The organism is Capnocytophaga sp. oral taxon 380 str. F0488, from assembly GCF_000318255.2.
Classification (GTDB): Bacteria; Bacteroidota; Bacteroidia; order Flavobacteriales; family Flavobacteriaceae; genus Capnocytophaga; species Capnocytophaga ochracea.
The window spans coordinates 60,817-73,369 of the sequence record NZ_KB291242.1; the positions used below are offsets into that span (position 1 = coordinate 60,817).

13 protein-coding genes and 1 pseudogene are annotated in these 12,553 nt (G+C 40.4%); 2 read left to right on the forward strand and 12 right to left on the reverse strand.

Features of this window, described 5'->3' with window-relative positions:
* Positions 1-198, forward strand: a 198-nt coding sequence (locus HMPREF9078_RS12260) for a hypothetical protein (protein ID WP_232305353.1), incomplete at its 5' end; no start/stop codon positions are given.
* 7 nt (positions 199-205) lie between these two features.
* On the opposite strand, the pseudogene HMPREF9078_RS11080 reads toward HMPREF9078_RS12260, so the two are convergent.
* Positions 206-433, reverse strand: a pseudogene (locus HMPREF9078_RS11080) (hypothetical protein); the annotation flags it as partial.
* Entirely contained in the window at positions 411-1,301 is an 891-nt protein-coding gene (locus HMPREF9078_RS11085; RefSeq protein WP_232305355.1) for a hypothetical protein, read from the reverse strand. The gene HMPREF9078_RS11085 and the pseudogene HMPREF9078_RS11080, both read right to left, overlap by 23 nt.
* A gap of 669 nt (positions 1,302-1,970) precedes the next feature.
* Here HMPREF9078_RS11085 and HMPREF9078_RS11090 point away from each other — a divergent pair.
* Positions 1,971-3,107 carry a PD-(D/E)XK nuclease family protein gene (locus HMPREF9078_RS11090; protein ID WP_034543609.1) on the forward strand — a complete coding sequence of 379 codons (1,137 nt, stop codon included), beginning with the start codon at positions 1,971-1,973 and terminating at the stop codon, positions 3,105-3,107.
* 126 nt (positions 3,108-3,233) lie between these two features.
* Here the strand turns inward: HMPREF9078_RS11090 and rpoB are convergent, their stop codons facing one another.
* The 10 genes from rpoB to HMPREF9078_RS11140 all read right to left on the reverse strand — a co-directional run bounded on the left by rpoB (position 3,234) and on the right by HMPREF9078_RS11140 (position 12,277).
* On the reverse strand, positions 3,234-7,043 hold the full coding sequence (rpoB, locus tag HMPREF9078_RS11095) for a DNA-directed RNA polymerase subunit beta (protein WP_009411590.1): 3,810 nt from the start codon (positions 7,041-7,043) through the stop codon (positions 3,234-3,236).
* 164 nt (positions 7,044-7,207) lie between these two features.
* On the reverse strand, positions 7,208-7,501 hold the full coding sequence (locus tag HMPREF9078_RS12040; protein ID WP_009420759.1) for a hypothetical protein: 294 nt from the start codon (positions 7,499-7,501) through the stop codon (positions 7,208-7,210).
* Positions 7,473-7,676 carry a hypothetical protein gene (locus tag HMPREF9078_RS11105; protein WP_009420760.1) on the reverse strand — a complete coding sequence of 68 codons (204 nt, stop codon included), beginning with the start codon at positions 7,674-7,676 and terminating at the stop codon, positions 7,473-7,475. The genes HMPREF9078_RS12040 and HMPREF9078_RS11105 overlap by 29 nt, the downstream gene beginning before the upstream one ends.
* An 82-nt stretch (positions 7,677-7,758) precedes the next feature.
* The gene (gene rplL / locus HMPREF9078_RS11110; protein ID WP_002673673.1) at positions 7,759-8,142 is read right to left on the reverse strand and encodes a 50S ribosomal protein L7/L12; all 384 of its coding nucleotides are present in this window, start codon (positions 8,140-8,142) and stop codon (positions 7,759-7,761) included.
* A 51-nt stretch (positions 8,143-8,193) separates the two neighbouring features.
* Positions 8,194-8,709: a 50S ribosomal protein L10 gene (gene rplJ, locus HMPREF9078_RS11115; RefSeq protein ID WP_002673671.1), complete on the reverse strand. Its 516-nt coding sequence runs from the start codon at positions 8,707-8,709 to the stop codon at positions 8,194-8,196.
* Positions 8,710-8,731: 22 nt separating this feature from the next.
* Positions 8,732-9,421 (reverse strand): 50S ribosomal protein L1, encoded by a 690-nt coding sequence (gene rplA / locus HMPREF9078_RS11120; protein WP_002673670.1) that lies wholly within the window; start codon positions 9,419-9,421, stop codon positions 8,732-8,734.
* Positions 9,422-9,433: 12 nt separating this feature from the next.
* Positions 9,434-9,871: a 50S ribosomal protein L11 gene (gene rplK / locus HMPREF9078_RS11125; protein ID WP_002673669.1), complete on the reverse strand. Its 438-nt coding sequence runs from the start codon at positions 9,869-9,871 to the stop codon at positions 9,434-9,436.
* 48 nt (positions 9,872-9,919) lie between these two features.
* Entirely contained in the window at positions 9,920-10,471 is a 552-nt protein-coding gene (nusG, locus tag HMPREF9078_RS11130) for a transcription termination/antitermination protein NusG (protein WP_002673668.1), read from the reverse strand.
* A gap of 11 nt (positions 10,472-10,482) precedes the next feature.
* Entirely contained in the window at positions 10,483-10,668 is a 186-nt protein-coding gene (gene secE / locus HMPREF9078_RS11135; RefSeq protein ID WP_002673667.1) for a preprotein translocase subunit SecE, read from the reverse strand.
* A 226-nt stretch (positions 10,669-10,894) separates the two neighbouring features.
* Positions 10,895-12,277, reverse strand: a complete 1,383-nt coding sequence (locus HMPREF9078_RS11140; protein ID WP_009420761.1) for a leucine-rich repeat domain-containing protein — start codon at positions 12,275-12,277, stop codon at positions 10,895-10,897.
* Positions 12,278-12,553: the final 276 nt, after the last annotated feature.

The following is a 12,553-nucleotide window of genomic DNA, read 5'->3' on the forward strand; positions in this document are numbered from 1 at the left end:
CCAAAAACTCTCCCTTCCTTCTTCCGAACTTTTCCGTTTCCTTCCGAACTCCTCAACCTTTCCCCATTTGCTAATTGTTCCCCGCCTGCCGTGCTACGGCTGCCTGTGCGGCTCGCACCTTTGGCAAAGTTGATTATTTCTGGTATTATTGGTATTATTTGGTATTATTGGCATTTATCTCATTCTCCAATCTGCTAATTTGCTAATTTTCTCCGCCCGTCGTGCTACGACCTTCTTTTTTATCCATTTCTTCTATTGGGAAAAGGTGCAATACGCTTTTATCTTCTACAAAATCGAACATTTCATAGATTTCTTCTAAAAACTCTCCCGAAATATCAAACTTTTCAGCCAATATTTGAGTATCTTCCGCTTTGTAGGCAAATAAGATTTGCTCCAAAAGATTCCTACGTTTATTTTTTCCCCCAGTCAACAGGTGCCCATTGTGTGAGCTCCCAAGGGAAGTCGTTGATGTTATCGAACTTGCCGTACTTCTTCTCAAACTCCCCATCGTGTTCCCAAGGGTCTAACCCGTGGATCGCAAGCTCATAAATGCCGTGCTCGGTGGTGAAAGTGTGGCAAAATGCGTTCTTATCAGCGGCATAAGCCCCATATTTCTGCACCGCCTTGGCAATCATCAGGGTCATAGGACCCAATCCGAGTTTATCCAAGTCCACTTTCGGGTCGATACGGCACCATTGCCCTTCCATTGGGGCATCGGCATCGTCCAGATCGCCATCGCCAGCCTTCGCAGGCCACGAAAAGCCTTTACGGGCGTGCGCTATGGTGAACGATAGGGCGTGATTGATCTCCCCTGCCCTCACTTCCTCGATACCGATCTGCGACAGCGGATTGAGCATTCCCACTACCGAGCTACCGCCTTTGGTAAGGCGCATCCAATAGTTGTCCTTAGCGAGCCCTCGCAGGCCTGGCTTTGCAATGAAGTAGCCCGAGCCTTTAAATTTGTACTCACCGCTGTTCACATACGTTACTCCGAAGTACTGACGCATCACTCCTGTTGCCACGTCGTACACCGCCATATGCGCATCGTTCCCAGCGGCAGGCTTGGCATCGTGCACGATAGGCTGACGCCCTCCCGTGTATTTATAGAGGTCAGCATCGTCTCGCTCACGGTGTCCTTCGGGGATAAAATTAGCATAATGCTGGTTCTTATCATTACTATCTACTATAATTATGGTGTAATTATAGTGCTGACGAGTAATAGTGGTGATCACCCCATAAGGATTGGTTGCCAGCGATTTCATTTTGGCTGCAATCGCTGCTGAATTGGGTGCGAGAGGCATCTCTTTGTCTACCCTTCGCGTAAAAACGGTCCCCTTTGCCACATAGTTCTTTCCGAAAAGGTCGCCCGAAGTTTTGTACACTACGCTGGGGTCGATCGGATCCTCTCCGCCGCCTCCGTTGCTGTCCTTTCCGCAAGCCACAAGGGCAAATGCTGCTACTAATGTTATGAACTTTTTCATAGTCGGTTGTTATTTAAATGTTTGTTATCCTTTTACAGTTTACCTACGATGCTTCTGCTGTTCATCTTCTCCTGCTTGTTTGCCACAAGCAGATAATATGAGTAAAAAGAAAATAAGTGTTTTGTTACGTATCATTTTAAATATTTTTATTGATTTCATACTCTCCTCTAAAATCAACTCAAAGAGAGTTGTACTGCCGACTATTATCTTAACCTTGTATGTTTTTTTGCATATAGCTAATCATTATAAAATATATTCGTTATCCGCTAATAGTTTCTAAGCTAAGACAATAGTTATCATTGAGCCTTATATTCACCAAGTGTCCCAAAAAGTAATCAGGGTTGATATTCTGTATTATCGTCAGTGATGTAAGTAAGTTGTTGCATAATAATTCTTTTTAGAAAGAAAACGCGCAAATATACATTTTTTTCAGCGAAAAACAATATTTTGATTTTAATTTCCTAATTTTGTATCCCAAAAGGAATAATGATGAAAGAACTAAAAAATCTATTACAGCAAGTCGCTACTATCACCCAAAAGAACAACGAACTTTTGGACGCTACGGGAGGGCGCTTTAATATGTTTCGCATCTGTGGGGTAAATCATTATGAAAATACCCATTCTGCCATTATTGCCGAATTGCTAAACCCCAAGGGCTCTCATTCACTAAAATCATCCTTCCTTGAAGCTTTTTTAAATCTAATCGACAAAGATTCTATACCCACTACATTCAATCCCTCAACAGCAACTGCTTATACCGAATATACTACCGATAACGGACGTATAGATATCCTCATAGAAGACGACCAAAAGAATGCTCTTATCATAGAAAATAAAATCTACGCACCTGACCAACGCGAACAATTAAAACGCTACAACCAATACTCTCAAAAACAGTATAAGGCGTATAAGATTTATTATCTTACACTCTTGGGAGATAAGGCTTCAGAGCAAAGCGGTGAGGGGGTGAACTACCTACCCATTTCTTATTCTGATACTATTATCAAGTGGTTAGACCAATGTATTACCCTATCAACTCGCTTGCCCATAGTACGTGAAACCCTCATTCAGTACAGTAACCATTTAAAAACACTCACAAATCAAGATATGAACACCAAAAATCAAGAAGAAATAGTAAAAACTTTAGGTGATTTTGGCAACTTAGAAGCTGTACAAAGCATTTTTCTGAACTATCCCAAAGTATTTAATTACTTAGCCCAAACACATTTTAACCCTAAAATGGACACCTTTGCTAAGGACAGAGAATTAGAATACCATTACGAGGAAGCTCACGAATCACATATAAGCTTTTATCTTAGTTGTAAAGAATGGGAAGACAAAGTAAATATAAGCTTCGATTTTGAAGAAGGAGGTTATTACTACGGAGTATATAATGACCCCAAAAAGTATCAACTTTCAGAAGAAAATAAAATAACCTTGCACCAACGTTTGCAAGAAAAAGGAATTCCTATTCGTGAAACAGAATGGTATCCTTTTTATGAAAACATCAGCAATCTAACCATTGAACATTGGGAGAGAGATATTGTAAAGAGTGATGCTTTCTTCGAGAGTTGCAAACAAAGAGTAGAAATACTATTAGACGCCTTAAAAGGATTAAATTTCTAGTAAATAATCTACCATTTGCTGTCTAACTCCTATATAAAAACAAAAATTCCAAACTACTGAACATTCAATAGTTTGGAATTTTATTATAATTTCAACAATTAATTATTAACCATTAATAATTAATCATTATTCTTCAAGTCTAATATCCAATCCAAGACCTTTAAGCTCGTGCATCAATACGTTGAACGATTCTGGTAAGCCTGGTTCTGGCATTGTCTCACCTTTTACAATCGCTTCGTAAGTTTTGGCACGACCTACTACGTCATCGGATTTTACAGTTAAGATTTCACGTAAGGTACTAGAAGCTCCATAAGCCTCCAATGCCCATACCTCCATCTCTCCAAAACGCTGTCCACCAAATTGGGCTTTACCTCCCAATGGCTGTTGGGTGATAAGTGAGTACGGACCGATAGAACGCGCGTGCATCTTATCGTCAATCATATGTCCGAGCTTAATCATATAAATTACCCCTACAGTGGCTTTTTGGTCGAAACGTTCACCAGTACCACCATCGTATAGGTAAGTATGACCGAAACGCGGTACGCCTGCTTCATCGGTAAGCTCATTAATTTGCTCAAGCGATGCTCCATCGAAGATAGGAGTTGCAAACTTCTTGCCGAGCTTTTGTCCTGCCCAACCCAATACAGTTTCGTATATCTGACCGATGTTCATACGTGAAGGTACCCCAAGAGGGTTCAACACGATGTCTACCGGAGTTCCGTCTTCAAGGAATGGCATATCCTCATCGCGAACGATACGTGCTACGATACCCTTGTTACCGTGACGACCTGCCATCTTATCTCCTACTTTTAGTTTACGTTTCTTAGCTACGTAAATTTTAGCTAATTTTAGGATACCTGCAGGTAATTCGTCACCCACAGCAATGGTAAATTTATCGCGACGTAATCCTCCTTGTAGGTCATTTTCACGAATGCGATAGTTGTGCAAAAGGTCGTCTATAAGACCGTTGATGTGCTTATCGTCAGTCCAACCTGCAGAAGTAAGGTGAGCATAATCCTCAATACCTTCAAGCACTTTCTTAGTATATTTCTTACCTTTAGGCACAATTTCTTCACCGAGGTCGTTCACTACTCCTTCCGAAGTCTTTTCAGCTACCAAACTATATAGTTTTTCCAATAATTTAGAGCGAAGAGCTTCAAACTTAGCGTTGTAATCAGCTTCTAATTGTGCTACATCTTCTTTATCTTTACTGCGTTTGCGTTTGTCTTTTACCGCACGTGAGAACAATTTCTTGTCGATAACCACCCCGTAAAGTGAAGGTGAAGCTTTTAGAGAAGCGTCTTTCACATCACCTGCTTTATCACCAAAGATAGCACGGAGAAGTTTCTCTTCAGGGGTAGGGTCTGATTCTCCTTTAGGAGTAATCTTACCGATAAGAATATCTCCTGGGCGTACTTCTGCTCCAATGCGAATCATACCGTATTCGTCCAAATCTTTGGTCGCATCTTCCGATACGTTAGGGATATCATTGGTAAGCTCTTCAGCTCCCAATTTAGTATCACGCACTTCCAAAGCGTATTCATCAATATGGATAGAAGTAAATAAATCCTCGCGTACAGCGCGTTCCGAAATCACAATCGCGTCCTCAAAGTTATAACCTTTCCAAGGCATAAACGCTACCTTCATATTACGACCGAGTGCTAACTCTCCGTTTTCAGTAGCATAACCTTCACACAGCACCTGACCTTTTTTCACTCTCTCACCTTTTTCAACTATCGGTTTTAGGTTGATACAAGTGCCTTGGTTTGTTTTTTGGAATTTGATAAGGTTATATACTGTTTCATCAGCATCAAAGCTTACCAATTTTTGTTCATCAGTACGGTCATAAGTGATAATGATTTTATCAGCATCTACATAATCAACGGTACCATCACCCTCTGCGTTCATAAGCACACGGGCATCTGAAGCTACACGGCGTTCCAAACCTGTTCCTACGATAGGTGCTTCAGGTCTTAACAAAGGTACTGCCTGACGCATCATATTCGAGCCCATCAACGCACGGTTCGCGTCGTCGTGTTCCAAGAACGGAATAAGGGAAGCCGAAATAGAAGCGATTTGGTTAGGAGCAACGTCTATATATTGTACTTCGTTAGGTTCAATTACAGGGAAGTCACCATCTTCTTTTACAACCACTTTTTCCTCAATGATATTAGCTTTATCGTCTAATGCGATATTAGCCATACCAATTTTGAGTCCTTCTTCGTCTTCGGCAGTCAGGTAGGTCATATCTTTAAGATCTACCTTCCCATTAGTAACTTTGTGGTAAGGCGTTTCTATAAAGCCCATACCGTTTACCTTCGAGAATACCGCCAACGAAGATATCAAACCAATATTTGGTCCTTCTGGGGTTTCAATAGGACACAAGCGTCCGTAGTGAGTATAGTGTACGTCTCGCACCTCGAAACCCGCACGCTCACGCGACAAACCTCCAGGCCCTAAGGCGGACAAACGGCGCTTGTGGGTTATCTCAGCCAATGGATTCGTTTGATCCATAAACTGAGATAATTGGTTCGTACCAAAGAACGAGTTAATCACAGACGAAAGAGTCTTCGCATTGATTAAATCGATAGGAGTAAATACCTCGTTGTCACGTACGTTCATACGTTCGCGAATAGTGCGCGACATACGAGAAAGACCTACGCCAAACTGAGCTGCCAATTGCTCTCCTACTGTGCGCACACGGCGGTTAGACAAGTGGTCGATATCATCTACCTCTGCTTTAGAGTTGATGAGCTCAATCAAGTATTTCACAATGGTGATGATATCCTCTTTGGTAAGCACTTGCTTTTCCATAGGGGTATCCAATCCCAATTTTTTGTTGATACGGTAACGTCCTACGTCTCCCAAGTTGTAACGTTGGTCTGAGAAGAACAACTTGTCGATAATACCGCGAGCAGTTTCCTCATCGGGTGGTTCAGCATTACGCAACTGTCGGTAAATGTGTTCCACCGCTTCCTTCTCAGAGTTGGTAGGGTCTTTTTGTAAAGTATTGTGGATAATGGTATAATCAGTAGCCTGACTATCTTCTTTGTGAAGAAGAATGGTCTTTACATCAGCCTCTAAGATTTCTTGAATGTTATCTTCATCGAGTACAGTATCGCGGTCGAGGATAATCTCATTACGCTCAATAGATACTACCTCTCCGGTATCTTCGTCTACGAAGTCTTCGTGCCAAGTGTTGAGCACACGGGCAGCCAAACGACGACCGATGTATTTTTTAAGCCCTGTTTTAGAAACCTTTATTTCTTCTGCAAGGTCGAATATTTCCAATATATCTTTATCGCGTTCAAACCCAATCGCACGGAAGAGTGTTGTAACAGGGAGTTTCTTCTTACGGTCGATATAGGCATACATCACGTTGTTGATATCGGTAGCAAACTCAATCCACGAACCTTTGAAAGGAATAATACGTGCGGAGTAGAGTTTAGTACCATTAGCGTGAAACGACTGACCGAAGAATACCCCTGGTGAACGGTGTAACTGCGATACTACTACACGCTCAGCTCCGTTGATAACGAATGTTCCGCTTGCCGTCATATAAGGGATTGTGCCCAAATAAACGTCTTGTACGATAGTTTCAAAATCTTCGTGCTCGGGGTCAGTACAATAAAGCTTTAATCGGGCTTTCAGAGGCACACTATAGGTAAGACCGCGTTCTATACATTCTTGGATAGTGTAGCGAGGAGGGTCTACGAAATAGTCGAGAAACTCCAATACGAATTGGTTGCGAGTGTCCGATATAGGAAAGTTCTCTTTAAAGGTATGATACAATCCCTCGTGCACTCGGTCTTCCGATTTGGTCTCCATCTGAAAGAACTCTTGAAACGATTTGATTTGAATATCCAAGAAGTCAGGATATTCAGGAACGTGTTTCACGGAAGCAAAATTCACTCTTGCGGTTTGATTCGTAAGCATTTTCTTTACTTTAATATTATTGTTTAATCGTTAGTAGTAAGTCGTTAGTCGTGAGTTTATCATAGTTAAGACTTTGTCAAAGTCCTAAACTTTTTTAAAGTTCATATGGCACAAATCTCTTGCCATAATATCGTTGTTGTATTGTTGTTTTTTTAAGTAAGTTACTAAAATAAAGGTTCTTGATAATTACTTCTAAAATCTCTTATTTCTATTACATTAAGTTCTTTGTATACTTTATAATAAATTACAAACCTTTTATTTAGGAAATATTTTCTATATAAATCCTTAATTTCACTATAAGCTGCTAAAAAATAAGGGTTTTCAACTAACTCATCTTCTAAGGCTTCAACAGCTTGTATTATCTTAAATGAATAATCAAAAGAACCATTGTGTTTCTCCCAATAGTCGAGAGCATCGTAATATTTTCTTTTAGCCTCTATTACCCAACTTACTCGCATATCTTTCCCGTACTTCTTTCCGTACTTCTTCACTACTCATTATCATTCCTAATTTTGATTGCTCTTCTGCAATCGCTAAACTCTTTAGCTCATCAGGTGTTAATTGATAGTAAAAATCTTCTTTTTCAAAAGAATGTTTACGGTCATCTATTTCTGTATTCAATAGAGTTTCCATAGCCTATTATTTAAATTACAAAATGGTTTAGGTCTAATTCCTACTGAAAAAGACCTAAACCTTATAGGGTTTATAAGTAAAATTATTTCAATTCTACTTCTGCACCAGCTTCTTCTAAAGATTTTTTAAGCCCTTCAGCTTCTTCTTTAGAAACACCTTCTTTTACTTTTGAAGGAGCGCCGTCTACTACTTCTTTAGCTTCCTTTAGTCCAAGACCAGTTAAGTCTTTTACTAATTTAACAACCGCTAATTTGTTAGCACCTGCTGATTTCAAGAATACATCAAATTCTGTTTTTTCAGCACCAGCTTCTGCTGCACCTCCGGCTACTGCACCTCCAGCGGCTACTGCTACTGCTGCTGCTGCTGGCTCAATGCCGTACTCATCTTTCAAGATTTGTGCAAGCTCGTTTACTTCTTTAACGGTTAAGTTTACTAATTGTTCTGCGAATTTTTTTAAATCTGCCATTTTTCTATCGTTTTTGTTTAATTGTTTAAAAATAATTTTGTGCGTTTAGTTTTATTTTTCAGATAAGGTCTTGATGATACCAGCCAATTTACCTCCTCCTGATTTAAGAGCTGAAACAACGTTCTTGGCAGGTGATTGGAGCAAGCCAATGATTTCACCAATAACTTCGTTTTTAGATTTGAGAGCTGATAAGGCGTCTAATTGATTGTCGCCGATAAATACAGCTGCATCTACATATGCCCCTTTCAAGATAGGTTTCTCTGATTTCTTGCGGAACTCTTTAATGAGCTTAGCAGGAGCGTTCCCTACTTCAGCATACATCAATGAGGTATTTCCTTTAAGAATAGTTGGCAATTCACCAAACTCTTTTTCTGAAACTTCCATTGCTTTGGCAAGCAAAGTGTTCTTTACAACTGCCAATTTGATATTTGCTTTGAAACAAGCACGACGCAATGCGCTTGTGTCCTGAGCATTCAAACCAGTTAAATCTGTTACATAAATAACATTACTCTCAGCTAACTGTGCAGTTAAATTATCTATTACTAATGATTTTTCTTCTCTTGTCATAATTTCGGTTTTTAACTACAAATTAAACTGTTTTAGTATCTACTGCAATACTTGGGCTCATAGTAGATGAAAGATAAATCGATTTCATATACGCACCCTTAGCGGCAGTAGGCTTCATCTTTATTAATGTTTGAATTAACTCATTGGCGTTGTCTACAATCTTATCGGCAGTGAAGGATATTTTACCGATAGAGGCGTGAACGATACCTGTTTTGTCTACGCGGAAGTCGATTTTACCAGACTTTACTTCTTGTACAGCTTTCCCGATTTCCATAGTAACGGTACCAGTTTTAGGGTTTGGCATCAAGCCTCGAGGACCCAATACACGTCCTAAAGGACCTAACTTACCCATTACTGCTGGCATAGTAACGATTACGTCTACATCTGTCCAGCCATCTTTTATCTTTTGTAGATATTCATCAAGCCCTACATAATCAGCTCCAGCAGCTTTAGCTTCTGCTTCTTTCTCTGGAGTTACTAAGGCAAGCACTCGCACGTCTTTACCTGTTCCGTGAGGAAGCGTAACTACGCCACGCACCATTTGGTTTGCTTTACGTGGGTCTACCCCTAAACGCACTGCAATGTCCACAGAAGCATCAAATTTAGTGTAAGTGATTTCTTTGAGTAATGCTGAAGCCTCTTTTAATGAATAGAGTTTGTTTCTATCAACTTTTGCAAGAGCTTCTTTGTGTTTCTTTGTTAATTTTGCCATATTGCTTTGCGATTAAAAAGGTTTTTCTCCAGTTACTGTAATACCCATTGAACGTGCCGTACCAGCAACCATACTCATTGCAGATTCAATTGTAAATGCACTCAAATCCGGCATTTTGTCTTCTGCAATTGCTCTCACTTGTTCCCAAGTGATACTTGCTACTTTCTTACGGTTTGGCTCTCCGGAACCTCCTTTAACCTTAGCGGCTTCCAATAGCTGAACAGCAGCAGGCGCAGTCTTGATAACAAAGTCGAATGACTTGTCTTTGTAAACGGTGATAACCACAGGAAGTACTTTCCCTTGTTTGTCCTGTGTACGTGCGTTGAACTGCTTACAGAACTCCATAATATTAACACCGGCAGCACCTAATGCGGGTCCAATTGGTGGCGAAGGATTCGCTTGACCTCCCCGAGCTTGTAGTTTAACTACTTTACTAACTTCTTTTGCCATTGTTTATAATTAATAATTTATTTAAATGCCTCTTTTACGAGGGCTTTGTTACAATTTCTCTACTTGAGTGTAGCTTAGCTCTAATGGCGTTTTGCGCCCAAAGATTTTTACCATCACTTCAAGTTTGCGCTTCTCTTCATTCACGCGCTCTATGGTAGCATTAAAGCCGTTGAAAGGTCCATCTATAAGTTTCACCATTTCACCTACTTCAAACGGAATCGCTACCGTCTCTACCGTCTCAGCCAATTCATCTACCTGACCGAGCATACGGCTTACATCAGCTTTGCGCAAGGGTAGTGGGTCACCTCCTTTGGTTTCACTCAAAAAACCTACTACTCCTGGGATAGACTTAATGATATGCACTACCTCACCTGCTAAGTGAACTTTTACCATTACATAACCGGGCATATGAACCCTATCCTTAGTGGTCTTCTTGCCATTGCGCACCTGAACCACCTTTTCAGTAGGCACTAATACTTCTTCCACATAGTCCGCATACCCCAATCGTGAGGTCTCGTTCTCTATGTAGTTCTTTATTTTGTTCTCCTGACCGGTAACGGTTTTAATTACATACCATTTTTTTTCTATTAATCCAGACATCCTCGCTGTTTTTATTTCATAAATTCAAAATACTTACCTATAAGGTATTCAAATGAAGAATCCATTCCCCAAATTACTAATGAAAATAAGATGGAAAACACCACTACTACCACCATTTCTCTCTGTGCGTCCGAAATAGTAGGCCACGTAACGTGGTTTGTTAGCTCTTCATAAGACTCTTTAATGTATTGAATCATAACTTATTAGTGTTATAAGTGAGTAATATTACGCCTATTTATGTGCGCTTTTGGGTGGCAAAAGTACGGCGAATTTTTCAATCCGCCAAACTTTTCACATTATTTTTTTAATATTTATTCTTCCCTACCTCATTCTTTTACCTTTTATCTTTTCCGTCCACTTCATTCTTTTACCTTTTATTTTTTATCTTTTACCTTTTACCTTTTACCTCTTGTCCTCCTCCCGCTATTCCAAAGCACAATCTTTCCACCCTACCGCTTCTCTGTATAAACTTAGTGACCTATGTGGCACTACCACTTTACCGCGGTAGCCTATTTTATTTATAATAGGAGGTGTTGTAGCTTTACTGTGTAATTCCATAAGTCCACTATTCTCAAAGGCTCCTAAATCTATCTTTTCTATGGTGTTCGGCAAATTCAGCTCTTTTAAATTCGCGCAACCGTAAAACGCCTGCACCCCTATTGAAGTCGTAAACTTCGATAGTTTTACCTCTGTGAGGTTCGTGCAGTTGTAAAATACCTTCGAAGCAATTACGGTTACCGCTTTGGGTAGTTCTACCGTTTGTATATTCTGGCATTCACCGAAAGCAAAACCCCCTATATATTTTACCTCATCAGGCAAATCAATGTATTGCAAACTCTTACAGCCGTAGAAAGCCGCGTAATAAATATTGGTAAGTGCCAAAGGCATCTGCACCCGCACTAGCGAACTACAATTCTTAAAAGCCTGTATATTGATTTTCTCTACCGTATCCGGAATCACAACAGCAGTAAGACTCGTACAGTCCAAAAAAGTATCGTTTAGGATATGGCGCAACCCATAAGGCAGTTTCACCTTCATCAAACTGCTACAACTGTTGAAAGCACTTGCTCCTACAAACACTACACTATCAGGGATATCAATGCTTATCAATCGTCTGCAATACTCAAAAGCATCATCACCTATACTCTCCAATTGCTTAGGAAATGTTACCGAAGAGAGGTTTTCACAGTATGCAAAAGCACTACTTCTTATATTTTTCACGCTTTCAGGGAGCACCGCCTTCTGTAACTGCTTGCATTGGTAGAAGAGTTGTGAAGAAATCACCGATAGTTTTTCGCCGAGAAAATTCACCTGTTGCAAGCCCCAACAATCCATAAAAGCCCGATTGCCCAACTCGCTCACGTTTTCCGGAATCTCTATTTTTTTCAGTGAAGAACATCCTCTAAACGCTTCTTCCCCTATATTAGTAACCGAATTAGGCAGATATATTATCAACAGTTTAGTACAATTCGCAAAAGCACGAGCTCCTATGTAGGTTACCGAATTAGGCAATATTTCCACTTTCGTAAGGTTAGTACAGCCCGAGAAAGCCCCCTCTTCAATAGTAGTTACCGTTCCCGCAATGCTGATAGATTTCAGTGGAAGACAATCTTTAAAGGCTTCTTTGGCAATTCTGTTTACAGTGCGAGGCAGTTCGATGCTTCCATCGCGGGGCAACTTACTGTTGTCGCATTTCAGCAGTACCCCATCACTGATGATAAGCGCCTCCAATCCCTTTTGTGCAAAGATAAACTGGCTTAAAAAGAGAAAACCCCAAAAGAAGTGTTTGTAGATAGCGGTAGTCATTATTCTGATGTTTTTAGGGGGCAAAAGTACATATTTTTAGCAGAACTCACAAACACATCTCCTAATTCTCTAATTTTCAAATAGGCTAATTAAATTACCAGTCACGCTATGCTCTCATATTCCCTTCGTCAATCGTCCCTCGTCATTTCTTCCCTTTTCCGTCACTACCTTTTCCCTCTCCGAGGTAGCCAGCAATAGCTGGGTATGTACCCCGCGAGAACGGAGTATGTGATAGGAGGGAGGTTTGTCACCTTTTTCCAGCTTGTCCCCCTTCGG

What these genes read in the sequence shown, in the direction of transcription:
- HMPREF9078_RS11085 (WP_232305355.1), bottom strand. Translation starts at nt 1,301, where the DNA reads ATGCCTCTCGCACCCAATTCAGCAGCGATTGCAGCCAAAATGAAATCG.
- HMPREF9078_RS11090 (WP_034543609.1), top strand. Translation starts at nt 1,971, where the DNA reads ATGAAAGAACTAAAAAATCTATTACAGCAAGTCGCTACTATCACCCAA.
- rpoB (WP_009411590.1), bottom strand. Translation starts at nt 7,043, where the DNA reads ATGCTTACGAATCAAACCGCAAGAGTGAATTTTGCTTCCGTGAAACAC.
- HMPREF9078_RS12040 (WP_009420759.1), bottom strand. Translation starts at nt 7,501, where the DNA reads ATGCGAGTAAGTTGGGTAATAGAGGCTAAAAGAAAATATTACGATGCT.
- HMPREF9078_RS11105 (WP_009420760.1), bottom strand. Translation starts at nt 7,676, where the DNA reads ATGGAAACTCTATTGAATACAGAAATAGATGACCGTAAACATTCTTTT.
- rplL (WP_002673673.1), bottom strand. Translation starts at nt 8,142, where the DNA reads ATGGCAGATTTAAAAAAATTCGCAGAACAATTAGTAAACTTAACCGTT.
- rplJ (WP_002673671.1), bottom strand. Translation starts at nt 8,709, where the DNA reads ATGACAAGAGAAGAAAAATCATTAGTAATAGATAATTTAACTGCACAG.
- rplA (WP_002673670.1), bottom strand. Translation starts at nt 9,421, where the DNA reads ATGGCAAAATTAACAAAGAAACACAAAGAAGCTCTTGCAAAAGTTGAT.
- rplK (WP_002673669.1), bottom strand. Translation starts at nt 9,871, where the DNA reads ATGGCAAAAGAAGTTAGTAAAGTAGTTAAACTACAAGCTCGGGGAGGT.
- nusG (WP_002673668.1), bottom strand. Translation starts at nt 10,471, where the DNA reads ATGTCTGGATTAATAGAAAAAAAATGGTATGTAATTAAAACCGTTACC.
- secE (WP_002673667.1), bottom strand. Translation starts at nt 10,668, where the DNA reads ATGATTCAATACATTAAAGAGTCTTATGAAGAGCTAACAAACCACGTT.
- HMPREF9078_RS11140 (WP_009420761.1), bottom strand. Translation starts at nt 12,277, where the DNA reads ATGACTACCGCTATCTACAAACACTTCTTTTGGGGTTTTCTCTTTTTA.